General features: G+C 48.9%; 21 protein-coding genes and 4 tRNA genes. 8 read left to right on the plus strand and 17 right to left on the minus strand.

What is annotated here, in order from left to right:
* Nucleotides 1-228: 228 nt before the first annotated feature.
* Nucleotides 229-2691: an acyl-CoA dehydrogenase FadE gene (fadE, locus tag N3Z11_RS10690; protein ID WP_260657169.1), complete on the plus strand. Its 2463-nt coding sequence runs from the start codon at nucleotides 229-231 to the stop codon at nucleotides 2689-2691.
* Between the two features lie 237 nt (nucleotides 2692-2928).
* A complete protein-coding gene (locus N3Z11_RS10695) occupies nucleotides 2929-3267 on the plus strand; it encodes a 2Fe-2S iron-sulfur cluster-binding protein (protein WP_260657170.1) in 339 nt (112 codons plus the stop codon).
* Between the two features lie 106 nt (nucleotides 3268-3373).
* Here the strand turns inward: N3Z11_RS10695 and N3Z11_RS10700 are convergent.
* From N3Z11_RS10700 to N3Z11_RS10715, 4 genes are all read right to left on the minus strand, one after another.
* Nucleotides 3374-3450 (minus strand) — tRNA-Pro (locus tag N3Z11_RS10700).
* A 41-nt stretch (nucleotides 3451-3491) separates the two neighbouring features.
* Nucleotides 3492-3567: transfer RNA gene (locus N3Z11_RS10705), tRNA-His, on the minus strand.
* A gap of 36 nt (nucleotides 3568-3603) precedes the next feature.
* Nucleotides 3604-3680 (minus strand) — tRNA-Arg (locus N3Z11_RS10710).
* Nucleotides 3681-3717: 37 nt separating this feature from the next.
* Nucleotides 3718-3794 (minus strand) — tRNA-Pro (locus N3Z11_RS10715).
* Between the two features lie 242 nt (nucleotides 3795-4036).
* Here N3Z11_RS10715 and folD point away from each other — a divergent pair.
* A complete protein-coding gene (gene folD, locus N3Z11_RS10720; RefSeq protein ID WP_260657171.1) occupies nucleotides 4037-4897 on the plus strand; it encodes a bifunctional methylenetetrahydrofolate dehydrogenase/methenyltetrahydrofolate cyclohydrolase FolD in 861 nt (286 codons plus the stop codon).
* Between the two features lie 185 nt (nucleotides 4898-5082).
* On the opposite strand, the gene cysS is transcribed toward folD, so the two are convergent.
* The gene (gene cysS / locus N3Z11_RS10725) at nucleotides 5083-6462 is read right to left on the minus strand and encodes a cysteine--tRNA ligase (RefSeq protein WP_260657172.1); all 1380 of its coding nucleotides are present in this window, start codon (nucleotides 6460-6462) and stop codon (nucleotides 5083-5085) included.
* Nucleotides 6463-6629: 167 nt separating this feature from the next.
* On the opposite strand from cysS, the gene N3Z11_RS10730 reads away from it, so the two are divergent.
* The gene (locus N3Z11_RS10730; protein ID WP_260657173.1) at nucleotides 6630-7124 is read left to right on the plus strand and encodes a peptidylprolyl isomerase; all 495 of its coding nucleotides are present in this window, start codon (nucleotides 6630-6632) and stop codon (nucleotides 7122-7124) included.
* Nucleotides 7117-7878 carry a UDP-2,3-diacylglucosamine diphosphatase gene (lpxH, locus tag N3Z11_RS10735; RefSeq protein ID WP_260657174.1) on the plus strand — a complete coding sequence of 254 codons (762 nt, stop codon included), beginning with the start codon at nucleotides 7117-7119 and terminating at the stop codon, nucleotides 7876-7878. Before N3Z11_RS10730 ends, lpxH begins: the two co-directional genes overlap by 8 nt.
* A gap of 137 nt (nucleotides 7879-8015) precedes the next feature.
* Here lpxH and miaE read toward each other — a convergent pair whose 3' ends face one another.
* Nucleotides 8016-8792, minus strand: a complete 777-nt coding sequence (miaE, locus tag N3Z11_RS10740; protein ID WP_260657175.1) for a tRNA isopentenyl-2-thiomethyl-A-37 hydroxylase MiaE — start codon at nucleotides 8790-8792, stop codon at nucleotides 8016-8018.
* A gap of 213 nt (nucleotides 8793-9005) precedes the next feature.
* On the opposite strand from miaE, the gene N3Z11_RS10745 reads away from it, so the two are divergent.
* The gene (locus N3Z11_RS10745; protein ID WP_260657176.1) at nucleotides 9006-9605 is read left to right on the plus strand and encodes a Yip1 family protein; all 600 of its coding nucleotides are present in this window, start codon (nucleotides 9006-9008) and stop codon (nucleotides 9603-9605) included.
* An 88-nt stretch (nucleotides 9606-9693) separates the two neighbouring features.
* Here the strand turns inward: N3Z11_RS10745 and purF are convergent, their stop codons facing one another.
* The 7 genes from purF to N3Z11_RS10780 all read right to left on the minus strand — a co-directional run bounded on the left by purF (nucleotide 9694) and on the right by N3Z11_RS10780 (nucleotide 18941).
* The gene (purF, locus tag N3Z11_RS10750) at nucleotides 9694-11208 is read right to left on the minus strand and encodes an amidophosphoribosyltransferase (RefSeq protein WP_260657177.1); all 1515 of its coding nucleotides are present in this window, start codon (nucleotides 11206-11208) and stop codon (nucleotides 9694-9696) included.
* A gap of 6 nt (nucleotides 11209-11214) precedes the next feature.
* The gene (locus N3Z11_RS10755) at nucleotides 11215-11718 is read right to left on the minus strand and encodes a CvpA family protein (RefSeq protein WP_260657178.1); all 504 of its coding nucleotides are present in this window, start codon (nucleotides 11716-11718) and stop codon (nucleotides 11215-11217) included.
* A gap of 59 nt (nucleotides 11719-11777) precedes the next feature.
* Nucleotides 11778-12518 (minus strand): SPOR domain-containing protein, encoded by a 741-nt coding sequence (locus N3Z11_RS10760; protein WP_260657179.1) that lies wholly within the window; start codon nucleotides 12516-12518, stop codon nucleotides 11778-11780.
* Nucleotides 12515-13801 (minus strand): bifunctional tetrahydrofolate synthase/dihydrofolate synthase, encoded by a 1287-nt coding sequence (gene folC, locus N3Z11_RS10765; RefSeq protein ID WP_260657180.1) that lies wholly within the window; start codon nucleotides 13799-13801, stop codon nucleotides 12515-12517. Before folC ends, N3Z11_RS10760 begins: the two co-directional genes overlap by 4 nt.
* 6 nt (nucleotides 13802-13807) lie before the next feature.
* Nucleotides 13808-14680: an acetyl-CoA carboxylase, carboxyltransferase subunit beta gene (gene accD / locus N3Z11_RS10770; RefSeq protein WP_260657181.1), complete on the minus strand. Its 873-nt coding sequence runs from the start codon at nucleotides 14678-14680 to the stop codon at nucleotides 13808-13810.
* A 233-nt stretch (nucleotides 14681-14913) separates the two neighbouring features.
* Complete coding sequence (gene truA, locus N3Z11_RS10775; RefSeq protein ID WP_260657182.1) at nucleotides 14914-15699, minus strand: tRNA pseudouridine(38-40) synthase TruA; 786 nt, start codon at nucleotides 15697-15699, stop codon at nucleotides 14914-14916.
* A 203-nt stretch (nucleotides 15700-15902) separates the two neighbouring features.
* Nucleotides 15903-18941 carry a FimV/HubP family polar landmark protein gene (locus tag N3Z11_RS10780; RefSeq protein ID WP_260657183.1) on the minus strand — a complete coding sequence of 1013 codons (3039 nt, stop codon included), beginning with the start codon at nucleotides 18939-18941 and terminating at the stop codon, nucleotides 15903-15905.
* Nucleotides 18942-18970: 29 nt separating this feature from the next.
* Here N3Z11_RS10780 and N3Z11_RS10785 point away from each other — a divergent pair, with 29 nt between their 5' ends.
* A complete protein-coding gene (locus tag N3Z11_RS10785) occupies nucleotides 18971-19156 on the plus strand; it encodes a hypothetical protein (RefSeq protein ID WP_260657184.1) in 186 nt (61 codons plus the stop codon).
* A 174-nt stretch (nucleotides 19157-19330) separates the two neighbouring features.
* On the opposite strand, the gene N3Z11_RS10790 is transcribed toward N3Z11_RS10785, so the two are convergent.
* From N3Z11_RS10790 to fabB, 3 genes are all read right to left on the minus strand, one after another.
* Entirely contained in the window at nucleotides 19331-20350 is a 1020-nt protein-coding gene (locus tag N3Z11_RS10790; protein ID WP_260657185.1) for an aspartate-semialdehyde dehydrogenase, read from the minus strand.
* Between the two features lie 15 nt (nucleotides 20351-20365).
* The gene (locus N3Z11_RS10795) at nucleotides 20366-21490 is read right to left on the minus strand and encodes a 4-phosphoerythronate dehydrogenase (protein WP_260657186.1); all 1125 of its coding nucleotides are present in this window, start codon (nucleotides 21488-21490) and stop codon (nucleotides 20366-20368) included.
* Between the two features lie 164 nt (nucleotides 21491-21654).
* Nucleotides 21655-22869: a beta-ketoacyl-ACP synthase I gene (gene fabB, locus N3Z11_RS10800; protein WP_260657187.1), complete on the minus strand. Its 1215-nt coding sequence runs from the start codon at nucleotides 22867-22869 to the stop codon at nucleotides 21655-21657.
* A 171-nt stretch (nucleotides 22870-23040) separates the two neighbouring features.
* Here fabB and mnmC point away from each other — a divergent pair, with 171 nt between their 5' ends.
* On the plus strand, nucleotides 23041-24987 hold the full coding sequence (mnmC, locus tag N3Z11_RS10805; protein WP_260657188.1) for a bifunctional tRNA (5-methylaminomethyl-2-thiouridine)(34)-methyltransferase MnmD/FAD-dependent 5-carboxymethylaminomethyl-2-thiouridine(34) oxidoreductase MnmC: 1947 nt from the start codon (nucleotides 23041-23043) through the stop codon (nucleotides 24985-24987).
* A 98-nt stretch (nucleotides 24988-25085) separates the two neighbouring features.
* Here mnmC and N3Z11_RS10810 read toward each other — a convergent pair whose 3' ends face one another.
* The gene (locus N3Z11_RS10810; protein WP_260657189.1) at nucleotides 25086-25985 is read right to left on the minus strand and encodes an OmpA family protein; all 900 of its coding nucleotides are present in this window, start codon (nucleotides 25983-25985) and stop codon (nucleotides 25086-25088) included.
* Between the last annotated feature and the right edge of the window lie 120 nt (nucleotides 25986-26105).

Here is a 26105-nt window from a genome sequence, read left to right on the forward strand (position 1 = left end):
GCGGTTCTGGATTCTGGTTATCACCTGAAGATGGTGCGAGGTTAGCAGCACTTCGCCTGCCTAAACAACCCAAAGCAGAAAGCCCGCGGCAGAAAAAACCGGCTTACGGTGCTATCCGCATAAGTTGACAGCAGATCAACTAGACTGACAAAGGAATCACTTGCATCTTGCGCCGAACCACTTTACCCTTAGCCAGTTAGTGGTCAGACCTCTTATCTGGAGAAACATATGGATTTATTACTCTTTATCATCGGCTTGCTGTTGGCAATCGGTGTACTGGCTTATCACAGAGCCAGTTTAACTCTGTTTACCGCCGCTATTGCGGTTATTCTCGCCGTTGCTACTGTCAGTGATACAGTGGGCTTTATCAGCTGGATTATTTTTGCCGCTATTGCCCTGCCGCTGAATATTGCCGGCATCCGTCAGCAACATATCACTAAACCTTTGCTGAAACTGTACCGCAAAATTATGCCGGAAATGTCGACAACGGAAAAAGAAGCCATTGATGCCGGCACCACCTGGTGGGAAGGCGATTTATTCCGTGGCAACCCGGATTGGCACAAGCTGCATAATTTCCCAAAACCACGGTTAAGTGCGGAAGAGCAGGCGTTTTTAGATGGCCCTGTTGAAACTGTATTAAAGATGGTGGATGACTGGCACACCACCCATGAACGTGCTGATTTATCGCCGGAAGTCTATCAATACTTAAAAGATCACGGTTTCTTCGCCATGATCATCAAAAAACAGTACGGTGGTTTAGAGTTTTCTGCTTTTGCCCAGTCTTGTGTACTGCAAAAATTAACCAGTAAAAGCATGGTGTTATCCAGCATCGTTGGTGTACCTAACTCGTTAGGCCCTGGTGAATTATTACAACACTACGGCACCAAAGAGCAGCAGGACTATTACCTGCCGCGTCTGGCCAAAGGTCTGGAAGTTCCTTGTTTTGCCTTAACTTCACCGGAAGCCGGTTCTGATGCCGGCGCTATCCCGGATTTTGGTATTGTTTGTAAAGGTGAGTGGCAAGGCAAAGAAGTGCTGGGTATGCGCTTAACCTGGAACAAACGTTATATCACGCTGGCTCCTATCGCCACTGTACTGGGTCTTGCCTTTAAATTGCAGGATCCGGAGAAATTATTGGGTGATAAAGAAGATTTAGGCATTACCTGCGCCCTGATCCCAACAGATACACCGGGCGTCAAAATTGGCCGTCGTCACTTCCCGCTGAACGTACCATTCCAGAATGGTCCGACTCAGGGCGACAATATTTTTGTGCCGCTGGACTTTATTATTGGCGGTCCAAAAATGGCTGGCCAGGGCTGGCGTATGCTGGTGGAATGTTTATCAGTAGGCCGTGCTATCACCCTGCCGTCTAACAGCACAGGTGGTATTAAAGCTGTGGCTATGGCAACAGGTGCTTATGCCCGTATTCGCCGTCAGTTCAAACTGCCAATCGGCAAAATGGAAGGTGTGGAAGAAGCAATGGCCCGTATCGGCGGTTACGCTTATATGGCCGATGCTTCAACCACTATGTCGGTAGGTTCTATCGACCTGGGTGAAAAACCTTCTGTTATTTCGGCCATTACCAAATACCATATGACGGAGCGTATGCGTCAGGCCATTATCGATGCGATGGATATCCATGGTGGTAAAGGCATTTGTATGGGCCCGAACAACTATTTAGCCCGCGGTTATCAGGGAGCGCCTGTTGCTATTACCGTAGAAGGTGCCAACATTCTGACCCGTAATATGATTATTTATGGTCAGGGTGCAATTCGTTGCCATCCTTATGTGCTGGCTGAATTACAGGCAGCACAGCTGGAAGACGAACGCGCTGCAGTCACTGCCTTTGACCGTGCGCTGTTTGGTCATATCGGTTTTAGTATCAGTAACTTCTTCCGTACCTTCTGGTTGTCGATTACCAACGCTGCCTTCTCGCATGCACCGGTAAAAGATGAAACAGCCCGTTATTACAAACAGATGAACCGCTTTAGCGCTTCACTGGCCCTGATGTCTGATATTGCTATGGCAACTTTAGGCGGTGATTTAAAACGTCGTGAACGTATCTCTGCCCGTTTAGGCGACATTCTGTCGATGCTGTATATCACTTCAACAGTACTGAAAAAATACAACGACGAAGGTCGTCAGGTGCAGGATTTGCCACTGGTGCAGTGGGCCTGTGAAGACAACCTGGCCAAAGCCCAGCTCGCTCTGGATGAGTTGTTTGATAACTTCCCAAGCCGCGCTGTTGCAGTGGTATTAAAACGTGTTGTGTTCCCGTGGGGCCGTACTTTACGCCGCCCAAGTGATGTGCTGGATCACAAAGTTGCCCGTATTATGCAAACACCTTGTGAAGCCCGTTCACGTCTTGGCAGTCATCTGTACCTGACACAGGAGCCAAACAACCAGTTAGGTCTGGTTGAAAAGGCGCTGACCGATATTCTGGCTGCAGAACCGCTGTTTGATAAAGTGGTGCATGCGGCTAACAAACGTCTGCCTTTCTACCGTTTAGGTGAAGTGGCTGATTTAGGTCTGGAGCTGGGTGTATTAAGCCAGGCTGAAGCAGAAAAACTGCGGGTCGCTGAAGCCGGTCGCTTGCATGTAATTAATGTGGATGATTTTGACCCACTGGACTTAGCCGCTGATAAATCGCTGTTTAACAGCACAGCTGCTAAACCTGAGCAAGCAGCTTAAGCGCGATGCCAAAGGGGCTGATGTTCAGCACTTACTGCTGAAACCAGCGCTTGAAAAATGCAAAGTAAACAACGCCGGCTATATGCCGGCGTTGTTGTTTTCAGGCCGGGCAAGCAGCCTGTCCTGATCTTCTGCCAAAGCAATATAATCAACTGCCTAAAACCTTGCCGCCAGCTTGCCCTGCCCCGCAATCGCCATCTATGCTGTTACCAAAGTCACGACAAGGAGCGTCTCGTTATGTGGTTTTCATGGCTGAAAAAAACACCTGTGTACCAAATGCAGCTGAACGGCAACAATATTCCGGTACGCGAAGGACAAAGTCTGCTGCAGGCCGCCCTGGAGCACAACATCCATCTTCAATCCGGCTGCAAAGTTGGCAATTGTGGTTTATGCAAATGCCGGCTGCTTGCAGGCAGAGTGCAACCCGTGCCCAACGCTGACAATGCAGCATTGGATGCAACAGAGCGCCAATCAGGCCTGATCCTGGCCTGTCAAAACACGGCACAAAGTAATCTGCGGTTAGAAGTGGCTGAAACCAAAAGGCAAAAACGAAACAAAGCCGAACAGCTGGCTTAGCAAAAGAACGAAGTTGAGCTAAAAGCCAAATATTGGGTTCAGATTGTATTTTGGCGACATTCAGAAAAGATGAATTGTTACTGAGGACAAACAGGGAGTTGGAAAATGGTCGGTGATGCAAGATTCGAACTTGCGACCCCTTGGACCCAAACCAAGTGCGCTACCAAGCTGCGCTAATCACCGACAACTATTCCGATATTGACACAACTTGCTTCTGAACTGATTGGGGTGGCTGATGGGGCTCGAACCCACGACAACCGGAATCACAATCCGGGGCTCTACCAACTGAGCTACAGCCACCACGGTATCAATTCACAACACAAGTCTTTAAGCTGATGGCGCGTCCGATAGGACTCGAACCTATGACCCACGGCTTAGAAGGCCGTTGCTCTATCCAGCTGAGCTACGGACGCATTAAGTGCGGTCACAGAGCGCATACCAGCTTAAAGATGGTCGGTGATGCAAGATTCGAACTTGCGACCCCTTGGACCCAAACCAAGTGCGCTACCAAGCTGCGCTAATCACCGACATCGTTACACTACTGCAACGGGGCGCAATATTACAACCCGACCCCGAATGCGTCAAACGTTTTTTTTGCCAATAAATTCGTTTGCTTATATTTTGAACCTTTCGCTACTTTTTTGCTGATAAAGCCAGCAATTTCACTGATTTCAAGCGAATAGAACACAAATAAATCTTTGCGCTTGGCGCATCCGACGCTGCTGTGAGAAAATACGGCAACTTTTAAAAGCTGGATCAGAGGCGCTCAATGGCAGCACAAATTATTGATGGCAAAGCCGTCGCTCAGGCGACAAGGGGACAGGTAGCAATCCGGGTACAACAACGACTGGCTGCAGGTAAAAGAGCGCCAGGTTTGGCGGTAGTACTGGTGGGTGCTGATCCCGCCTCTCAGGTTTATGTGGGCAGTAAACGCAAAGCCTGTGAAGAAGTTGGTTTTGTGTCTTTTTCTTATGATTTGCCTGCTGACACTAAACAACAACAACTGATGGATCTGATTGACCAGCTGAATGCCGATACCGCAGTTGATGGCATTCTGGTGCAACTGCCTTTACCTGCCGGTTTAGACTCCTCTGCTATTTTAGAGCGCATTAATCCACTGAAAGATGTTGATGGTTTCCATCCATACAATATCGGCCGTTTAGCGCAGCGTATGCCTGCCCTACGCCCTTGTACGCCTAAAGGCATTATCAAGCTTTTGCAAAGCACTGGCGTGCAAATTCGTGGCATGGACGCTGTGGTGGTTGGTGCGTCCAATATTGTTGGTCGCCCTATGGCACTGGAATTATTACTGGCGGGTTGTACCACCACGGTTTGCCATAAGTTCACCAAAAATCTGGAACAACAGGTGCGCCGTGCCGACTTGCTGGTGGTTGCTGTGGGTAAACCTGAGTTTATTCCGGGCGACTGGGTCAAACCTGGCGCTCTGGTGATTGACGTTGGCATTAACCGGTTGGATTCCGGCAAGCTGGTGGGTGATGTTGAATTTGATAAAGCTGTGGAACACGCCCGTTTTATTACCCCAGTGCCTGGTGGTGTTGGCCCTATGACGGTTGCTTGTCTCATTGAAAATACGCTGGAAGCTTGTGAGCAATTTCACGATTTAGTTTAAACACTGAGCAGCCTGCTGTCTTTGGCACTTGCTGCACTGAACTTTGCTGCACTGCACTTAGCTGCACTGCACTTAGCTGCAACTCAGCAGAAAAACGTCAGAATAGGGTTCAGCTGATAAATAAAAAACGCGACTTCAAGTCGCGTTTTTTTTATGACTGATATCAGATAAGCGGCAGACGCTGATTAACCGCGGCGCCAGCTGGTCACGCCATTTTTGTCTTCAACAATAATGCCTTTGGCCGTTAAAGCAGCTCGCGCAGCATCAGCCGCCGGCCAGTCTTTGTTAGCCCGGGCTTCGTTGCGTTTGGCAATCAGCGCTTCAATTTCAGCCACATCATCGTCTGAACCACCGGCTTGCAGGAAAGCTTCGGCATCCCCTTGTAAAATACCCAGCACTTCACCGAGTTTTACCAACACAGCAGCAAGCTCAGCTGCTTTTTCTGCATTTTGCTCTTTTTCTTTATTGATATCACGCGCCAGTTCAAACAACACCGGCAAAGCGAGTGCGGTGTTAAAGTCATCGTCCATCGCCTGTTTAAACTGTGCCACATAACTGTTATCCAAAGACACTTCTGTCGCAGGTGTCACACCACGCAGCGCTGTGTATAAACGACCTAAGGCCGCATGCGCCTGCTGCAGGTTTTCCGCTGAATAATTCAGTTGGCTACGATAATGGCTGGAAATCAGGAAATAACGCACAGACTCCCGATTGTATTCATTTAATACATCTTTCACTGTGAAAAAGTTGCCCAGCGATTTGGACATTTTTTCTTTGTCCACCTGCACCATCCCTGTGTGGATCCAGGTGTTCACATAAGGGGTGTCATGGGCACAGCATGACTGGGCAATTTCGTTTTCATGGTGCGGAAACTGTAAGTCGGAGCCACCACCGTGAATATCAAAATGATTGCCCAGATGTTTGGCGCTCATCGCCGAACATTCAATATGCCAGCCCGGACGACCTGCACCCCAGGGCGATTGCCAGCTTGGCTCACCTGGCTTGGCCATTTTCCACAGTACAAAATCCAGCGGGTCGTCTTTGGCCTGATCAATTTCTACCCGGGCGCCCGCCTGCAGCATGTCGAGATTTTGCTGGCTCAGTTTGCCGTATTGTGCATAAGTACTAACATCAAACAGCACGTCGCCATCGGCGGCGATATAAGCATGTTTTTTTGCCAGCAAAGTCTGAATTAATTCAATAATTTCGGACATATGTGTTGTCACACGGGGTTCAATATCGGCCGGCAGCAGGTTTAAGGCTTTAAAATCAGCGTGCATAGCTTCGGTGTAACGGGCGGTTAATGCGTCACAACTTTCACCGTTTTCGTTGGCGCGTTTGATAATTTTGTCGTCAACGTCGGTGATATTGCGGACATAAGTGACGTCATAACCGGAAAAGCGCAAATAGCGGTTCATCACGTCAAAAGCAACATAAGTACGGGCGTGCCCCACATGACAGAAATCATAAATGGTAATACCACAGACATAGAGGCCCACTTTGCCGGGTTGCCTTGGCACAAAAGTCTCTTTTTGACGGCTCAGGGTATTATAAATCTGTAACATGGGTTTCCTCTGATAAAATGCTTGCGGCGAAAGGGTGATAGTGTAACACCGGATCTATAACGCGGCTATGGCCGGCAAGCCCAATTACGGCGCCTTTGGCTTTGTGTTCAGTCACTTCTGCGCTAAACTAGCGCCACTTTTTTCGCTCTTTATGCAGAGGATATTTTATGGTCAGCTTACACACCAATTTTGGCGTTATTAAATTACAGTTATTTGCCGACAAAGCACCGGCAACAGTGGAAAACTTTAAGAGTTATGTCAGCGAAGGTTTTTACGACGGCACTATTTTTCACCGTGTGATTGATGGTTTTATGATCCAGGGCGGTGGTTTTACTGTTGATATGGAGCAAAAAGAAACCAAAGCCCAGATTAAAAACGAAGCCAACAACAAAGTGCCAAACAAAAAAGGCACTATTGCCATGGCGCGTACCAATGACCCACATTCTGCTACCTGCCAGTTTTTTATTAACGTTGCCGACAACAGCTTCCTGAATTTCAGCTCAGAAACTTCTTCTGGCTGGGGTTATTGTGTATTTGGTGAAGTGGTTGAAGGCATGGACGTGGTCGACAAAATTAAAGCGGTAGCAACTGGCCGCAAATTTGGTCATGCCGATGTGCCGGTTGAAAACGTTGTGATTGAAAAAGCAGAACTGCATGGCTAAGGGTTTAACCCTCGTTATTGCTGATTTGCATTTAAGCCAGGAACGCCCGGATATAACCGCGGCGTTTTTGCTTTTTTTAAAGCAAAAAGCTGTTCATGCTGATGCACTTTATATCCTCGGTGACCTGTTTGAAGTCTGGATTGGTGATGATAACCCCTCGCCTTTACTCACTGAGGTCGCTAAAGCGCTGCAGCTGTTAGCCAGTCAGAGTGTTCAGTTATATTTTTGCCACGGCAACCGCGATTTTTTACTGGGAACCCGTTTTTCCCAAAGAGCAGGTTTTCAGTTGCTGCCCCCGGCAACTGTGGTGGATTTATACGGCACCAAAACCTTACTAATGCACGGCGACAGCCTTTGTACTCTGGATTTGCAATATCAGAAGTTTCGCAAATGGTGGGATCAACCCTGGTGGCAGTGGCTTATTTTGTCAACGCCCCTCTGGTATCGCCAGCATCTGGCGCGCAAAGCCAGAAGGATCAGCAAAGCAGATAAGTCAGCCAAGACTGCCATGATTATGGATGTGACCCCAGACGAAGTGCCGAAAGTGATGATGGCTCATGCGGTAAAACACTTAATTCACGGCCATACCCACAGACCTGCAGTGCATCAGCTGGAATTAGCCGATGGTAGCGCCGCTTATCGTTATGTGGTTGGCGACTGGTATCAGCAGAGCTCTTATCTGGAAATAACCCCAGCGCACTGGCAGCTGCATTTTGCGGCTTTACCTGAAGTTGACGCTAAAGTCAGAGCCTGAGCCCTGTTTTACTGCACGACCAAAAGCCTTCTAAAGGTAAAAAGGAGCTATCAGTAGCTCCTTTTTATTTCCCGCTAATGCTGTCTAGTAAACTTGAGTCGCATTGCGCAAGGCAACACAAAATATGTTTATAACGTTTAGGCCGGCACACCACTATGAAAACGGAACTCAGTATCAGGAGTCAGAATTAAATCCCGTTCAATTTCGGCAAAAAAAGCAATACGCTCATCAATAGGTTTTTTACTGTAACTTTGTGCCAGTTCCAGATAATCGCTGTAGTGCCGCGCTTCAGAACGTAATAACGAAATATAAAACTTTGCCAGTTCATCATCGAGCAAAGGCGCCAGTGCTGCAAAACGCTCGCAGGAGCGCGCTTCAATAAAAGCACCGATAATCAGCTTGTCGATTAATGCTTCAGGCTCATAAGTACGTACATGCGTCAGCATGGCTTTGGCGTAACGGCCGGCGGGCATTGGCATGTAGGGAATACCCCGGTTTTTCATCAGTTCAATCACTTGTTCAAAATGATGAATTTCTTCCCGCGCCAGACGGGCCATTTTTGCCAGAATATCGTCGTTATGAGTGATATCGCTGATGGAGTTCAGCGCTGCTGTTAAAGCGCGTTTTTCCAGAAAGTCCTGCTCGTGTAAACCGCCCTCTTCCACATCAATACACTGGTAAAAATCCAGATTCGGGATCAACTGTTTTTTGCCCTTTGGCAGACAATAACGCCGAATCATACTGTGTGCCGTCATGGCAGCTTTCACTTCACAGTTTGCATGATCAATCAATAATGCACTCAGCTGCTGCGCTTCTGCCGCCTTGGTTAACCAGGCTTGTGGTGTCCGGCATGCCAGAAAACCGGCCACAGGTGCAACTAACTCCGCAATTTCTTCAGAAAGGACCACAGCCACAACTTTTACCCCAGAAAAAAGACGCGCCATTATAACGACGGCACAGCCGGGCACCAAGACGGTTTTTCCTGAACTGGTCATTAAACTTAGAAAACAGCTGGATATTCAGGGGCAAACTTGACGGGATAAGCTCCGTTAGCCATAACTTAATTATGAGTGTTGGCTAGTCACTCAGACACCATTAGTTCAGCAGTCGACAAGGATAACTAAAATATGATCTTAAATCACTTATGGGGGCTGTACGCCCACCCGAAAGAAGAATGGCAAACCATCGATGCCCGTCACGAGAGCTTGAGATACAGTTTGATCCATATTTTGCTGGTGGCACTGATCCCGTCGGTTTGTGCTTATTTTTCCGCAGTACATATCGGCTGGAGTATAGGGGTTGGCGAACCTATCAGTTTAACGTCTGAAAGTGCACTGATGCTGGCCGTTGCCATGTATATCGCATTGATCCTGGGGGTTTTTGCATTGGCTTATCTGGCACACTGGATGGCACACACCTTTGGTTCAGAACCAACCTACACCCAAACGCTTGAACTGGCGTCTTATACGTCAACTCCGCTGTTTATGGTGGGCATTGCCGCTCTGTATCCGGAACTTTGGTTTGTGATGCTGGTGGGTTTAGCAGGGTTATCTTACTCAGTATATTTGTTGTATGTCGGTGTGCCTATTCTGATGCACATCCCGGAAGAGCGTGGTTTTATCTATGCAAGTTCAGTGGTTACCTGCGGTCTGGTGCTGTTGGTTTGTGTGTTAACAGCAACAGCGATTTTATGGAGTTCAGGCTTCCAGCCGGTATTTACCCATTAGCGCATCACCAAAGCGCAGCTAGTCACCAATAACAAAGGGAGCCTTGGCTCCCTTTGTTATTGGTGACTAGCTGTTTTTACAACTGCAATTAGTTGCCTTCGTTATAAGTTTCCAGATTCCCGGCCATTAACGCAGCTTTACCACCTTTTTTGGCGTCATTGCGCGCTGCGTCTAATCTGTTGAGATACTCCTGGGTAATGTCATTGGTGACGTAAACCCCATCAAATACCGAAGTTTCAAACTTTTTAATATCCGGATTCTGGCTACGCACAGCTTCCACCAGATCGGTTAACGACTGGAAGATCAGGCCATCAGCACCAATAATCTTGCAGACACTTTCCGCATCATGTCCATGGGCAATCAGCTCGTTAGCCGACGGCATATCAATACCATAAACATTCGGGAAGCGGATTTCCGGTGCAGCTGAGGCAAAATACACTTTGTTGGCACCGGCTTCGCGGGCCATATCAATAATTTGCTCAGAAGTAGTACCACGCACAATAGAATCATCTACCAGCAACACGTTCTTGCCTTTAAACTCCTGCCAGATGGCATTGAGTTTACGTTTCACCGATTTTTTACGCTGGCCCTGGCCAGGCATAATAAAAGTACGGCCAATATAACGGTTTTTCACAAAACCCTGACGGTACGGCAGGCCAAGTTCAGTGGCAATTTGTAAAGCCGCGTCGTTACTGGTTTCCGGAATTGGGATCACCACATCAATATCCAGATGCGCCCATTCTTTTTTAATTTTTTCACCGAGCTTTTTGCCCATCGCCACCCGCGACGCATACACAGACACGTTGTCGATAGTAGAGTCCGGACGGGCAAAATATACATACTCAAAAATGCAGGGTGTATAAGTTGGGTTTTCAGCACATTGTTGGCTGTACAACTGACCATCTTCAGTAATGTACACAGCTTCACCGGGAGACACGTCACGCAATACGGTAAAACCATCAGCATCCAGCGCCACACTTTCGGAAGCGACCATATATTCGGTGCCTTTGTCTGTTTCCCTTTTACCCATCACCAAAGGACGAATGCCGTGTGGGTCACGAAACGCCACTAAACCATGGCCGATAATCAGTGCAACCACCGCATAACCACCCCGCACTTTGCGGTGCAGATTGGCCACGGCATTAAAAATGGCTTCAGGCATCAGCTGCATGGCACTATCACCCTGCAGTTCATGCGCCAGTGCGTTTAATAACACCTCAGAATCTGAACTGGTATTGACATGGCGGCGCGCTACTTTAAAGAGTTCGTTTTTCACTTCTTCAGCGTTGGTCAGGTTGCCGTTGTGGGCCAAAGCCAGACCAAAGGGGCTATTCACGTAAAAAGGCTGAGCTTCGGCTGTACTGGAAGAGCCTGCCGTCGGGTAACGCACATGACCAATACCGATATTACCGGCCAAACGCTCCATATGGCGTTCTTCAAAGACGTCTTTGACCAGACCATTGGCTTTACGCAAGCGCAGCCGGTTTTGATCGACAGTAACAATACCGGCTGCATCCTGACCGCGATGTTGTAACACGGTTAAGCCGTCATATAAGGCTTGATTGACCGGATATTTACCTACGATACCAACAATACCACACATGGAACCTTACCTCGTCAGCGCTGATGTCTGTTGCATAAAACTGGAATTGTCTTTCAGGTAACTGAAAAACCATTCAATAATAAAATCAAATTCTGGGATCAGGACTGAGGCTTTCCACCAGTCGGATCCGGCTGAAGGCGTAAAAGCGTCCAGAAAAAACAACAATGCACTGACCACCAGTACACCACGCAATGCACCAAACAATAGGCCAAGCAAACGATCGGTGCCGCTAAGGCCCGTTGAGTGCACCAGTTTTCCTATCAGGTAATTAAAGAGACCGCCCAGCAACAGACAACAGATAAACAACACAGCGATAGCCACTGCGTTGCGGATCAACAGATTGTCGATGTTGGAGAAAAACGGCGAAAGATAAGGATAATAATGACTGGCGACAAAAAATGCCGCGATCCAGACGATCAGAGAAATGGCTTCTTTTACAAAACCGCGGATCAGACTGATAACAGTCGATAATCCGATAATTGCCAGAATGGCATAATCAACCCAGACCATGTGCTTCCAAAGGCTGCTCGATGACGGCGCGCATTCTATCAAAAGGCGCGCCGCTTAGGCTAATTATTTTCAACCGGCTGAAACGGAACCACCTTCAGTTTTGGCACATCAGCCAAAGTCTGCAGCTGGCTCAGACTGTTTTCCAGTTTCTCTTTTTTCAGGTCAGGGCCAACCAGCACGCTGACCATAGTCTGACCCTGAGCGTTCACCACCTTGCGGCTGAAGGTGGCAAAACCAGCGGCTCTGAGCTTACTTATCAGCGCATTGGCATTGGCTTCTTTGCTAAAAGAACCCACCCGCACCACCCAGGCCGCTTTTGTCAGTGCAGTGTCAGTCGCAGGTTTTGCTTTTTCATCTGCCTTAGGCTGTGGTTTTATAGTCTCTTCGGCTTTCACCGGCTCAGCAACCGGCTGCTGCACTGGGGCTGTTTCTGTTGTTTTTGCTGCCGGTTCTGTCAGCTCTGTTGGTTTGGCTGCAGCGCTGTCGGTACTGACAGATGCATAAGTTTGATCAGGTAACACATCGGTCGCCCCCTGCTGTACAGCGCTGTCTGGCACCGGGTCCGGATCTGAATTTTGCTCCTGCGGCAACGCCATAGCTTCAGCTCTGCTGGCATCATGCTGATCCTGCGCAAAAACCTGTTGCTGCGCGACAGACGCAAATTCCGGACGCTCAGGTATCGCTTTAAAATCGTCTTTACTGACCTGTTTCTGGCCATCAAGTAAATCCGGTAAAAAGACGATGGCAGCAATAATTAAAATAGCACTGCCAATCAGACGGTTTCGAAATACAGCTGTCATACATTTCCTTGCGGCCAGAGTGTCAGAAACTGTGACACTGTGACAAATGAACCAAAAATCAATACCAAATCATCGGCGGCAAGTGTGGGCGCCAGAGTTGACCATGCATTGTGCATATTTTCATAACAATGTGAAACTGCTGTTTCCGGCAATTGCTGAGCCAGCTGCTCTGCACTGGCACCGCGCGGCCCGGGTAAAGTGACCAGATGCCACTGATGCACCAAAGGCACAAAATCCGCCAGACTCTGGCGCATATCTTTATCTTTAAGCATGCCTACCAGCGCATGCACTTTGCGATACGCCGGTGCTATTTCACTGAGTTTGCCGGCGAGGTACGCCGCCGACTGCGGATTATGCGCCACATCAAGCAACACCGCAGGTGTTTTGCTTAGCCACTGCATCCGTCCCGCCAGCTGAAGCTCAGACAACACTTTGCTCAGGGTATCGCCGTTTGGTAATAAATTCAGCGCTTCAAGACAAGCAAGGCAGGTGGCCATATTCTGCAGCGGTAAAGCGGCAAGCGGCAGCGCACTGAAACTTTGCTGAACACCCTGAAACGACCAGCTGTTGCCAGTTTCGGCCAACAGATAACGATAATCCCGGTTCACCAGCTTCAATGCGCAGCCAATTCGGGCTGCTTCATCCAGCACTGATTGCGGCACGGCCAGGTCGCCCACCACTGCCGGTTTACCGGCACGGAAAATACCGGCCTTTTCCCGGCCAATTTTTTCTCTGGTATCGCCGAGCCAATCCTGATGATCTAAATCTATGGTGGTTAATACACTCAGGTCAGGCTCAATAATATTAGTGGCATCAAGCCTGCCACCCAAACCGACTTCAATAATACAAACATCAACCCTGGCTTGTTTTAATACCGAAAAAGCCGCCAGCGTGGTGAATTCAAAATAAGTTAAGGCAGTATCTGCACGCAGTGTATTCACCTTCGCCAAAGCACTGGCCCAAAGCTCATCACTGACATCAAGATTGTTGATGCGCAGCCGTTCATTAAATTTCAGCAAATGTGGTGAAGTGTACACGCCAACCGAATAACCCTGCGCTAACAGCAATTGCTCCAGACAACGGGCACTGCTGCCTTTGCCATTGGTGCCACCAAGCAGAATTTTAATACCGGGAAGTTGTTGCAGCTGACCACGTTCTGCCACCTGCAGCACACGCTCCAGGCCGAGTTCGATACGATCAATAGGATGGCTTTGTTCAATAAATGAAAGCCAATCGGCCAGAGTCTGGCACGATTGGCTGGAAGATACCGCTTGAGAGTTCATAACGCCTTAGGCGACGCGATTCTCCGACACCGGAGCTGGCAGTCGCATGAATTTTGCTACTAATCGGGCAATTGTATCGCGCATTTGACGGCGGTCAACAATCATATCGATAGCACCATGATCCAGCAGGAACTCACTGCGCTGGAAACCTTCTGGCAATTTTTCGCGTACTGTCTGTTCAATAACCCGCGGGCCGGCAAAACCAATCAACGCTTTGGGCTCACCGATATTGACATCACCGAGCATGGCTAAACTGGCAGAAACCCCCCCCATAGTCGGGTCTGTTAATACCGAAATATAAGGCAAACCGGCTTCACTGAGTTTGGCAAGTGCGGCCGAGGTTTTCGCCATTTGCATCAGTGAAAACAACGCTTCCTGCATCCGCGCGCCGCCTGAAGCAGAAAAACAGATAAATGGCACTTTATGTTCAAGGGCAAATTCAACACCTTTGACAAACTTGGCGCCGACCACTGAGGCCATAGAGCCGCCCATAAAGTTAAACTCAAAGCTGGCCACCACAACGGGCATACCTTTGAGCGAACCACGCATCACCACCATGGCATCTTTTTCGCCGGTTTCTTTTTGCGCCGCCACAATACGGTCTTTGTATTTTTTCGAATCTTTAAATTTCAGCACGTCCTGAGGTTCTAACTCAGCGGCCATTTCCACACCTGTATTGGTGTCTAAAAAGCTGGCGAGGCGCTCACGGGCACCAATCCGCATATGGTTGTCACATTTTGGGCAAACGCCCAGCTGGCGATCCAGATCGGCCTTATACAACACTGCGTCACAAGCGGTACATTTGGTCCACACCCCTTCCGGAATGTTACGACGTGCCGACGACGAGGTTCTGGGCAGGATTTTTTCTAACCAACTCATAAATATTCCTTAGATCTCACTGTACGATTTTCGCGCACAGATTTCGTAAATTTGTGCAAAATTCAGCGAAAATATGGCAAACGGCGGTTATTAAAACACAAAGGTTGCAGAAGCAACATAAAAAACTGGTCTTAGTAGTGCAGGCTGAAACAGGTCTGTCCAGCTCTGCAAAAAATGCAGGCATCAACTGAATTCTTTGGTACTGCCAGGCTTGAGCCGGCAGTACCAACGGTTTAGTCTGGCAGGAATAAAGGGCCAAGCGCGCCCTGCGGGATGTCAAACTGTGCCGGATAATCCACCGCCACCAGATATAACCCTTCGGCTTTGGCAGTTGCCGCTGCCAGAGTGCGGTCTTTGGCTGCCAACAGCTCAGCTATCCACTCGGGCGGGCGTTTTTTCATGCCCACTTCCAGCAAACTGCCGGTGATATTACGTACCATATGATGCAAAAACGCATTTGCCTTGATATCAATAACAATAAAGTCCTGAAAACGTTCGATATTCAAATGCATGACATTACGAAATGGCGTATTAGACTGACACTGAATGGCACGGAACGACGAAAAATCCTGCTCACCAAGCAATACCGGCGCTGCCTGTTGCATCAGCGCCACATCAATATCCTGATGATAATGACTCAGCCCCTGCCCTAAAATGGCTGGACGATATTTGCGGTTATAAATCACATAACGGTAACGGCGGGCTGTAGCTGAGAACCTGGCATGAAAATCATCAGAAACAACTTTTGCCCAGCGCACCGCAATACCCACAGGCAAGTTAGAGTTCGCGCCCATGATCCAGCCGCGCATATCGCGCTGCGCCTGGGTATCAAAATGGATGACCTGACCAGTACCATGCACACCGGCGTCGGTGCGGCCTGCGCAGAAAATTTCAATGGGTTCATTGGCAACCTGACTGAGCGCGCGCTCGAGCTCACCCTGAATACTTTTGACTTCACGTTGACGCTGCCAGCCAAAATAGCCGGTGCCGTCATATTCGATACCCATAGCAATGCGCATGCATACTCCTTTTTTATCCGGCGCGAGTATAACAAAGCACAAGGCAATTCCCAAAGTTCTGTCAGCAGCAGCCAAATAACAAAGCCGGCACTGTATGACAGTTCCGGCTCAGTCAGGATTGTTGCGGATGAACGCATCTTTGTGTTGATTTAAGCGCTATTGCCTTTTTGGCAAACTACGTCTTGTTATCTGAGTCTAAAGTCTCAGGAATTTTGCAGATGAATTGCCTCTTGTTTGACATGGGCCGGTGCGTCTGATGCCAGAATTTCTTTAATCAACTGCTGGGCACTGTCGGTATCACCAATTTCGTTATAAGCACGGATAAGATCCAGCTGTCCGGCAAAACCAGCATCAGCCTGATCAACATCACCCATCTCATCGGCTGCAATTAAATCTTCAAAATCAGCCAGACCCACATCGATATTCAGACCTGGCGCCATTTCAGCTTCAATATCGTCTTCAGTGGCGGCCAACAATTTATCAATATGCACATAATCTGGCAGATCGTGCACCGGAGTTTGACCAGTTTCTGCAGGCTCAAGTGCTTGAGTGACTGGTTCTACTGCCATTGCGCTGGCATCTGGTTCCGGCTCATCTTCAGATAACAACAACTCAGGCTGCAACTCGTCCAGCGCCTGTAACATATCGTCAAAATTGGTGTCTTCAAGCTCAGATAATTCAGTGAGCAGCGCCTTGTCAGCCATTTGCTCAGCCTGCGACAACAGGGCTGGTTCTGCCTGCTCTGTATCAGTCCGTTGTGGCTCTGCCAGCAGCGCATCATCAGGGAAAATATCTGCATCAATCGCAAATTCGTCTTCCAATTCCAGCTCCGGATATTCATCCAGCACCTTGCTTGGCCGCTCCACTGAAGAAATTGCATCATAAAGTTTACTGACTGAATCATCGTCCAGCTCTTCCAGATCCGGCATATTCTGCGCCGCAGCAAATGAGCCGGCGTGCTGTAAATCTGCCGCTGTTTCACCGCCAAGCCCAAGCTCCTCATCCAGCAAAATATCATCAGCACTGAAAGTATCGTCAGATTCAGGCTCTGCTGCCGGCAAAACTTCTTCTGCCTGCTCAGGCTGTTCAGCCAGCTCAGACACGTCAGAAAGCACGGGTTCAATATCAAACGCAGTTTCATCAGACTCCTGCAGCATCTGACTGATATCCGAAACCGATAACTCGGCTTCATCAAAGTCTTGTTGTGCTTGCTCAAGCGCGGCAGATGGCAGTTCCAGCTCTGTCAACGCTGCGGTTTGCTGACTCTGCGCCCTGATTTGAGCGACTTCGGTCATAATGTCATCAAGTTCGTTAAAAAGCTCAGATTCATCAGCTTCAAGCAGTTCGGTAATGGCCTCTTCTTCGTCCGCTTTTGAAGACTGCTGCAGGTTGCTTTCGTCCGGCAACCGCTCTTCGGCCAGCGACTCGGCAAAAGCATCAAGCTCAGAGCTGTCAAACTGTGGTGCTTCAGCTTCGGCTTTGCTGCTAACAGTACTATTGGCCGACAACAATGCATCAATATCAAAATCATCAGCATCAGCAGCCGGTTCAGGTATTGCTGCAGCAGCTATTGGCGCAACCGGCTCTGCCACAACAGATTGCGTCGGAGCAGCAGCCTGTTGTGGCTGTGATTGCGCAACCAGAGCGTCAATATCAAAATCTTCATCCAAATCAATGCTGTCATTGCTACTGTCTTTATCAGCAGGAATATCCAGCTCAATTTCTTCCAGCAGCTCGTCAAACTCGTCGGCCTGCGCCGCAGCACTTTGTAATGCGTCAGCAGACAAAGGTGTATCCGGCAATAAATCGTCGTCCATCACCTCAGCCGCCTGCTGGGCAGCCAGAGCGCTGGCAAAAATAGCATCCGGATCTTCATCGGCGCTATTGGCACTAGCGGCACTATTGGCAACCGGAGTTTCAAACAATGAATCTAAATCGTTGTTCGACAGAATGTTATTAGGATCAAATTCTGTTTTGGCACTAAAAGACGGTTCATCCTCAGCACTGGCGAATAACGAATTTAAGTCATCACCGGATAAAATATTGTTCGGGTCAAACGCTGTTTTTGCCGTGCTGCTGGCCGGGGTATCAAAAGGCTCGTCCAGCAAATCGTCCAGATCAAAGTCTGTTTTAGTGTTTGCTGTTGGTGTCGGCGAAAAATCATCCAATAAATCATCGTCAGGGAAACTGACGGCTGCTTTGCTGCTGCGGGCCGGTTGATTATCGTCATCAAGCCGGATATCCGATTGCATCCGCTGATTTAATAACGAGTCGTCCAGATTAATCAGACTACTTTCATCAAAGTCCAGGCTGTCATCCAAAGGCGGCAAAGGTGAACGGTAATTTGGATCCACCGCAGGTGCGGCTGTGGCAGCGCTCACCACAGCTGCAGCTTTTTGACCACGGCGGCGGATCACCGACACTATCACCAATAACAGAACCACGGCAGGTAACGAGCCCATAATGGCCCAGCCAACCGGACTTGCGGCAAATTTTTGCCAGAACTCGGCAAAATTAAACCCCTCTTCGGCTTTTCGGATCTGTTCGCGTTGTTGCGCCAGTAACTCGGCCTGTTGTTGCAATAACTGCTGTAGCTGCAGCTGAATTTCGCTGTCTTTATCCAGCTGACTTTTCACCACAGTCAGCTCTTTCACCACAGTATCCAGCTGATTTTTCAGCTGGGTATTTTCCTGAACTATGGTTTCAACATTGGTCATCGAGGCGCCCAGCCGCTCACGCAAATCAGACAGTCGTTCTGTTTGCTGGGCTTCAACCCGACTCAGCTCTTCGGTAATTTCGCGGGTTGCTTTGGCTAAATCATCGGCTTTGGCTGTTTTATCTTCCGGTTTGGCCTGAGATGCCAGGCGGATTTTTTCCGCCCACAGCCTGTCGTCATTTTCCGATTTACGCTGAGCTTCAACGGCATTCACTGCCAGAATTTCACGTAAGCTTGGGATTTCAAGATAAGCCCCTGGTTTTAAATGATTAAAGTTGTCATCTAAAAAGGCATCAGGGTTTTTCTGATAAATGGCATACATCACCTGATACATGTTCAGGCGTGGATCTGGCCTGGCTTGTTCGGCCAGCCGCCATAGGGTGTCACGCGACGACAAAGGCCCAAGCCTGGTGACTGCAGGCGCGTCAAATTCTTTGGGACCACGTAATTTGGCCGTGGTGTCCGCCCAGGCGACCGTCATAAAATTGACAATCAGCAACAGGATCAATAATCGCAGATGATGCATTCCAATATCCTTTACCGCTGCAGTGGCCGTTGAGCCCACTCGAAGATGCGGTGTCATCGCCTCAGCTTTTGAGAATAAAATCTTCACTGCAAGCATTGTTCCACATTCACTGGCAGTTCAAAGCGCCGATCCTAAACCAGTTTGCCGCACAATGCGATCTGCGCTTTGCTGCAGTGATGCAATTTTATCTGCCGAAACAGCGGAAACTTAACTAAAGACGGGAAATTAATTTAAAAGCAATGATTTGGCAGGCTGTTGCCTGAGCAAAACGACATAACACAACCGCCGTCAAAACCACCTCCATGAAGGTGGTGTTCAATTGACAATAAAAAAGCTCCCGGTTGGGAGCTTTTTTATGAACCTGTATTCAGATTACCGACGAGCGCGGTTCACAAATAATCGCGGATCAAGTGTTCAGCAATCTGAATACTGTTGGTGGCAGCACCTTTGCGGATGTTGTCAGCAACAATCCACAGGTTCAGGCCGTTTTCATAAGACAAGTCTTTGCGCACCCGGCCAACAAAAACATCGTCCTGGCCCTGAGCGTTGCCAACCTGAGTCGGGAAATCAGCATTGTCTTCCAGCAGCGTCACACCTGGAGCATTGGCAAGCAAGGCTTTTACCTGCTCCACGCTGATTGGATGACGGGTTTCCAGGTGCACAGCTTCGGCATGGCCATAAAACACCGGCACCCGCACTGCTGTTGCATTCACTGCAATATGGTCATCACCCATGATTTTCTGGGTTTCCCAATGCATTTTCATTTCTTCTTTGGTGTAACCGTTGTCCAGGAACACATCAATCTGCGGAATGACATTAAAAGCGATCTGACGGCTGAATTTGCCTGTACTTTCAATAGGACGGCCGTTTAACAGCTGGGCTGTTTCCTGCGCCAGCGTTTCTACACCCTGCTGGCCTGCACCGCTCACCGACTGATAAGTGGCCACGTTAATGCGGGTGATACCCACAGCATCGTGAATAGGTTTTAACGCCACCAGCATCTGAATTGTCGAGCAATTTGGGTTAGCGATGATGTTGCGGTTACGATAATCAGCAATAGCATGGGCATTTACTTCAGGCACCACCAGCGGAATATCCGCTTCATAACGGAAGTGTGAGGTGTTGTCGATCACCACACAACCGGCGTCGGCTGCACGTGGGGCGTAAATGGCAGATACACTGCCACCGGCCGAAAATAAACCAATTTGTGCTTCCGACCAGTCAAAAGTTTCAGCATCCAGCACTTCAATCTGTTTACCCTTAAAGGTGACAAAACCGCCAGCAGAACGACTACTCGCTAAAGGGATCAACCGTTTCACCGGAAAATCGCGTTGTTCAAGAATTTCAATCAGATGCTGACCGACTAAACCGGTTGCGCCTAATACTGCGACGTCGAATTGCTGCGCCATATCGTCTTTCCTCTTTTACTGGCTGCTAAAACCTAACTGCGTTAAATATTCTGGTATTGCGCCCCCGGGGGCTGCTAACCGCAACGAACTGAATTCACGTCGCGGTGGATAATGTTTTCTGAGCCAGTCAAACCCGTTGCCATTCAGATGGTATCTGAATAAAGCGTCATCACGGCGGACATCATATAACATACGGCACAGATTTTGGACATCTGAAAGTCTAAAATTTGCAGAAATTTGCAGCATTTCCATCACAGGCGGTGGGCAAAAATCATGCAGGCTATTCTGTGGCTGAATTTTTAACAACCGGCAAAGCGACAGATATAACATTTCCGTGCCGCGCGCTTTGCCTTCAATACTGTGACCTGCGATATGGGCTGTGGCGATACGACAATAAGGCACCAGCGTTTTTAACACGTCAGGTTCATTGTCCCAGACATCCAGCACCAGCGGCCTTGCTGTGCCATTTTGCGCCTCAGCAAGCAGCGCCTGATTACAGGTTACTTCGCCACGCGAGGCGTTAATAATGGCCACCTCTGGCGCTAACTGCGTCAATGTCTGGCTGTTCAGCAGTTTTAAGGTGGCATGCTCACCGCTTTTGACCAGCGGTACGTGAAAACTCAACGCATCGACCTGTTTGAGCAAGTCTACAAACGGAGTATGTGCAAAGTCCGGCTCAACAGACGCACGCAGCGGGTCGCATTGCAATACCTTTACCTGCAAAGCCTGTAACGCTTTGACCAGACGTGAGCCAATCTGCCCAACCCCCACCACACCTATAGTCCATTGCTGCAGCGGTTTTTGTTGCTGTTCAGCCAATAAAAACAAACTGCTCAGCACATACTCCACCACTGACTGTGCATTGCAGCCAGGCGCGCTTCTAAAACTGATGCCACGCTGCTGTAGATAAGACTGATCGATATGATCAACCCCGATAGTTGCAGTACCTACAAACCGCAACTTATTGTTTTGTGACAATAATCCGGCATTCACTTTGGTAACAGAACGCACCAGCAGCACATCAGCGTCAGCCACTTGCGCAGGCATCAGATTGCGGCCATCTACCAGCTGTACCTGCCCTAATTCGGCAAAAAACTGCTGCACATAAGGCATATTTTCATCAGCATAAATTTTTAACATCAGCGATCCTGCCAGAGATTTTATAGGCGAGCTGTAATCATACGGATAACAAGTCAGGCCGGCATTCTAAAACGCGGCCAAAAACAAAGCCACCTGTTGGTGGCTTTGTTGGCGTACTCAATAGATTGAACTGCAGATTAACAGCATTAACCGCGGTACTGTTATTAAGCGCGATATTTCTGCATCACTAAAGTGGCATTGGTGCCGCCAAAACCGAAGCTGTTGGACATCACCGTATTTAAATCGGCCGGACGGGCTTCTGTCACAATATTCAAACCTTTGGCCGCTTCATCCAGCTCACTGATATTAATCGACGGCGCAATAAAACCGTGCTCCATCATCAGCAGTGAATAAATGGCTTCATGTACACCGGCAGCGCCCAGAGCATGGCCTGTCATGGCTTTGGTGGCGCTGATTGCCGGAGATTTGCCGGCAAATACTTCCTGAATAGCGCCCAGCTCTTTGACATCGCCAACCGGGGTACTGGTACCGTGTGTGTTGACGTAATCGATAGGTGCATCCACACCTTGCATTGCCATTTGCATACAACGCACAGCACCTTCACCACTTGGCGCCACCATGTCGTAACCATCAGAAGTTGCGCCATAACCCACCACTTCAGCGTAAATTTTGGCACCGCGGGCTAGAGCATGTTCCAGTTCTTCAATCACCAGAATACCGCCACCGCCACTGATCACAAAACCATCGCGATTCGCATCATAAGTACGTGAAGCAATCTCAGGGGTTTCATTATATTTGCTCGACAGCGCGCCCATAGCGTCAAATTCCATCGCTAAGGTCCAGTGCACCTCTTCACCACCACCGGCAAAAATAATGTCCTGTTTACCCAGCTGAATAAGCTCTACCGCATGACCAATACAATGGGCACTGGTGGCGCAGGCTGAGCTGATGGAATAGTTCACGCCTTTAATTTTAAAAGGTGTGGCCAGACAGGCAGAACAGGTGCTCGACATGGTTTTTGGTACCACATAAGGGCCTACTCTTTTTACGCCTTTTTCACGCAGAATGTCAGCAGCTTCCACCTGAGTTTTGGACGAAGCGCCACCTGAACCTACCACTAAACCGGTGCGAGGATGGGACACCTGCTCTTCAGTTAAACCGGCATCTTCAATGGCTTGCTGCATAGAGATATAAGCAAAAGCGGCAGCGTCTGCCATAAAACGTAAGGCTTTGCGGTCAATCAGCTCGCTGGCGTCGAGTTTGATATTTCCCCAGACTTGCGAACGCAGGCCCAGATCGGCAAATTCCTGTGAATAGGTGATCCCTGAGCGGCCGGCTTTTAATGACGCCAATACTTCCGCCTGATTGTTACCGATGCTGGAGACTATGCCCAATCCGGTGATCACTGCTCTTTTCATTCTGACTCCTGAAGCTGGTCTGAGACCGAAAAACGTTGGATAAAAAATTAACGAAAAACATTGTACGGACTTTTAATGCCAAACTGGTCCAATTTCAGCGCACAGTTGTACACTATTATCCAAACAAATGACAATCAGGTTAAACTGTGGCGTTTTTTTTGAGAGCCCGTTATGCAACCTATTCAAAGCGCCATAATTCACTACAACGAACAGGGAACCCCGGTTTCTGATTTATTTGATGATGTGTATTTTTCCAATGAAAGCGGGCTGGAAGAAACCCAATACGTGTTTTTGCAGCAAAACGGTTTGCCACAGCGCTTTTTAAATCATAAGCATCGTTATTTTCATATTATCGAAACCGGTTTTGGCACCGGGCTCAACTTCCTGCTGGCCTGGCAAAATTTCCGTGTGGCACAAAAAGAAGCGCCATCCGTTTGTTGTGAACGTTTGTATTTCAGCACCTTTGAAAAATACCCACTGAAAAAAGACGATCTGGCCAAAGCGCTCGAGAGCTGGCCGCTGCTGGCTGAACTTGCCACTTTGTTGCTGACGCAATATCCGGAGCCGGTGGCCGGTTGTCATCGTCTGCAATTTGACGAAGGCCGGGTTACCCTCGATTTATGGCTTGGCGATGTACATGATTCTATGCCACAACTGAGCGTGCAGAACAGCGCCGATGCCTGGTTTTTGGATGGGTTTGCGCCCAGTAAAAACCCGCAGATGTGGCAACCTGAATTGTTCCGCCAAATGGCACGCTTAAGCCAACGCGGCACAACTGTAGCCACTTTTACCAGCGCTGGTCTGGTGCGCCGTGGTTTGGCAGAGGTGGGCTTTGCCATGAAAAAAGTCAAAGGTTATGGCCGCAAACGCGAAATGTGTATTGGCATTTTTCAGCCTGATATTCCATCCCAACCTCATCTGCCAGAACATCCTGAGCAAGCAGCTGAACCGCCAGCTGCTACTCAAACCACAGCACCACCAGAGACGACCACTATTGTTGGTGGCGGTCTGGCGGCCATCAGCCTGGCACTGACACTGCACCAGCGCGGCCGTCAGGTCAGATTGTTGTGTATGGATGATGCTGTGGCGCAGCAAGCCTCCCATAACAGACAAGGTGCTTTGTATCCGCAGCTGCAGGCGAGCTGGAGTCCGGTGTCTATGCTGCACGCACTGGCCTTTGGTTTTGCCGGTCGCTTTTACCAGAATCTAAAACAGCAGTTTGATTTTCCAGCGGACTTTTGTGGAGTACTCACACTCGGCTGCAATGAGACACTGGCTTTACGCCAGCAAAAAATGACTGCAGAGCCGGCTTATCAGGGCTGTTTATTTCAAAAGCTTGATGCTGAACAAGCGTCCGCTGTTGCTGGTTTATCCCTGCCCTTTGCTGGTTTGTATTATCCGGCCGGTGGCTGGATAGCGCCTCAGGCCTTTTGTCAGGCAGCACTGCAGCATTTACAGCAACAAAGCGGTTTTGAAGTTATTTTCGGCTGCAAGGTCAATCAGTTGCAATGGCTGGCTGACAGTGCAACCTGGCAATTAGAAACAGAAAATATACATAGTCATCAACCACAACTTTTGTTTACCAAAAACCTGGTGCTGGCTTGTGGCAGCCAACTCCATAGTTTTGCCCAGACCAATTTTTTGCCGTTAAACCTGGTGCGTGGCCAGGTCAGTCATGTGAAATCACAGACTATGGCACCTTTAAAAACAGTGATTTGCCATCAGGGTTATCTGACGCCTGCGCTCGATGGTCTGCATTGTGTCGGCGCTACTTTTGACCGCAGCAGGCAACAAGCACTGCTGCTGGAGAGCGACAACCAGGCCAACCTGGCTTTGGTGCAGCAGGTTTTACAACAACCGGCCTGGTTTCACGATGCCAAAGTGGACTCCGCCAAAGCAGGGCTTCGTACTACAGTGCCGGATCATCTGCCGGTTGCTGGATTTATTGTGCCAGGCCTTCACCTCTTTGGCGGTTTGGGCGCCCGTGGTTTGCTATTTGCCCCTTTGCTTGCTCAGCACCTGGCTGCGGATTTGTGTGGGGAACCCTCACCCCTTTCGGAAAAGCTCAGTGCACTTATCCATCCGGCGCGGTTTTTAGCCAAACAAAAGGCGTCCTGATAAGACGCCTTGTTGATTTGGATTACAGTTCAATCTGTTTGCTGGCTTGGCCGCACCTTTAGTCTGCGTAAAGCTGCGAGTTACTTTAAGCTGAAGACTCAGAGCCGGGCGAGCTGGATCACCGCCCTGCGGTTAACACCGCGTCCTCTTGGCGTATCGTTTGGTGCCACATGACGTTTTTCGCCAAAACCTTCTGTATCAATTTTGCTTTCCTCAATACCGGCCTCTACAAAAAAGGCTTTTAAGGTCGCCGCTCTTTTACGTGACAATTCTTCGTTGATCCAGCGCCCGCCATAACTATCGGTGTAGGTATCAATCCGCACTGAGACGATGCTCTTATCATGCTGCAGATATTCGGCAATTTGTTTTAGCCTTGCTGCTGACTCCCGTGTCAGCTCGTCGCTGTTGGACTGATAGTTCAGCACTGTCATGGCAATATCGTCAAAGGTATAACGTAATAAACCCGCCATACATTGATTAAACTTCTGATAAGGGCCGGCAAACTGCACCGGATTGACCGAAGCTGCAATTTGGTCAAAGGGGCTGTGCCAGTCGGAAAAATAAAAGGTTGGGCTAAAGCCCTGCTCCAGCTCGGTCAACAAAGTCCAGGCTTCTTTTTTAGCTAAATCACCATCAAATTGTTTTAACAGTTCAAAATCGGTAATGGCTTTGGCTTGCTCACCGGCACGCCAGGCTGGTGGCACCGACAATACTTTGGCAAGCCCATAATCATCCGGCATCCGCGTCATTTTCAGTGCAAATTGTAAATTCAGCTCTTTGCCGGAATGACTGACAAAACTCACCTCGCCAAAATTAGGAATGGTGTGACTGAGTTCACATTGCAGTGCGGTGGCGGTTTTTACGGACCAGTTTGCCTGTTCAATAGTGGCAACATATTGCCGCACATTTTGCCGCTCAGCCGGCAATGGCGATTGTTCACTGTTGGCCAGAAGCTGCAGGGAACACAGGCTCAGACACAGATAACCAACAAATTTCATTACACCTCCAGCCTTCACACGCTGTTCTCCAGTTGGGGCATTGCCAGCATTTGCTGGCTGATAAGATTTTTCCTGCAAAGGCTGTGCCGCAACAAGACGACCGGCTTTTTTTTTGGCATA

This window comes from Rheinheimera sp. 4Y26 (genome assembly GCF_025245835.1).
Classification (GTDB): domain Bacteria; phylum Pseudomonadota; class Gammaproteobacteria; order Enterobacterales; family Alteromonadaceae; genus Pararheinheimera.

What these genes read in the sequence shown, in the direction of transcription:
- cysS (WP_260657172.1), bottom strand. Translation starts at nt 6,462, where the DNA reads ATGTTACAGATTTATAATACCCTGAGCCGTCAAAAAGAGACTTTTGTG.
- N3Z11_RS10695 (WP_260657170.1), top strand. Translation starts at nt 2,929, where the DNA reads ATGTGGTTTTCATGGCTGAAAAAAACACCTGTGTACCAAATGCAGCTG.
- N3Z11_RS10755 (WP_260657178.1), bottom strand. Translation starts at nt 11,718, where the DNA reads ATGGTCTGGGTTGATTATGCCATTCTGGCAATTATCGGATTATCGACT.
- fabB (WP_260657187.1), bottom strand. Translation starts at nt 22,869, where the DNA reads ATGAAAAGAGCAGTGATCACCGGATTGGGCATAGTCTCCAGCATCGGT.
- fadE (WP_260657169.1), top strand. Translation starts at nt 229, where the DNA reads ATGGATTTATTACTCTTTATCATCGGCTTGCTGTTGGCAATCGGTGTA.
- N3Z11_RS10795 (WP_260657186.1), bottom strand. Translation starts at nt 21,490, where the DNA reads ATGTTAAAAATTTATGCTGATGAAAATATGCCTTATGTGCAGCAGTTT.
- folD (WP_260657171.1), top strand. Translation starts at nt 4,037, where the DNA reads ATGGCAGCACAAATTATTGATGGCAAAGCCGTCGCTCAGGCGACAAGG.
- N3Z11_RS10760 (WP_260657179.1), bottom strand. Translation starts at nt 12,518, where the DNA reads ATGACAGCTGTATTTCGAAACCGTCTGATTGGCAGTGCTATTTTAATT.
- N3Z11_RS10745 (WP_260657176.1), top strand. Translation starts at nt 9,006, where the DNA reads ATGATCTTAAATCACTTATGGGGGCTGTACGCCCACCCGAAAGAAGAA.
- N3Z11_RS10730 (WP_260657173.1), top strand. Translation starts at nt 6,630, where the DNA reads ATGGTCAGCTTACACACCAATTTTGGCGTTATTAAATTACAGTTATTT.
- truA (WP_260657182.1), bottom strand. Translation starts at nt 15,699, where the DNA reads ATGCGCATTGCTATGGGTATCGAATATGACGGCACCGGCTATTTTGGC.
- N3Z11_RS10790 (WP_260657185.1), bottom strand. Translation starts at nt 20,350, where the DNA reads ATGGCGCAGCAATTCGACGTCGCAGTATTAGGCGCAACCGGTTTAGTC.
- N3Z11_RS10780 (WP_260657183.1), bottom strand. Translation starts at nt 18,941, where the DNA reads ATGCATCATCTGCGATTATTGATCCTGTTGCTGATTGTCAATTTTATG.
- accD (WP_260657181.1), bottom strand. Translation starts at nt 14,680, where the DNA reads ATGAGTTGGTTAGAAAAAATCCTGCCCAGAACCTCGTCGTCGGCACGT.
- N3Z11_RS10810 (WP_260657189.1), bottom strand. Translation starts at nt 25,985, where the DNA reads ATGAAATTTGTTGGTTATCTGTGTCTGAGCCTGTGTTCCCTGCAGCTT.
- purF (WP_260657177.1), bottom strand. Translation starts at nt 11,208, where the DNA reads ATGTGTGGTATTGTTGGTATCGTAGGTAAATATCCGGTCAATCAAGCC.
- mnmC (WP_260657188.1), top strand. Translation starts at nt 23,041, where the DNA reads ATGCAACCTATTCAAAGCGCCATAATTCACTACAACGAACAGGGAACC.
- folC (WP_260657180.1), bottom strand. Translation starts at nt 13,801, where the DNA reads ATGAACTCTCAAGCGGTATCTTCCAGCCAATCGTGCCAGACTCTGGCC.
- lpxH (WP_260657174.1), top strand. Translation starts at nt 7,117, where the DNA reads ATGGCTAAGGGTTTAACCCTCGTTATTGCTGATTTGCATTTAAGCCAG.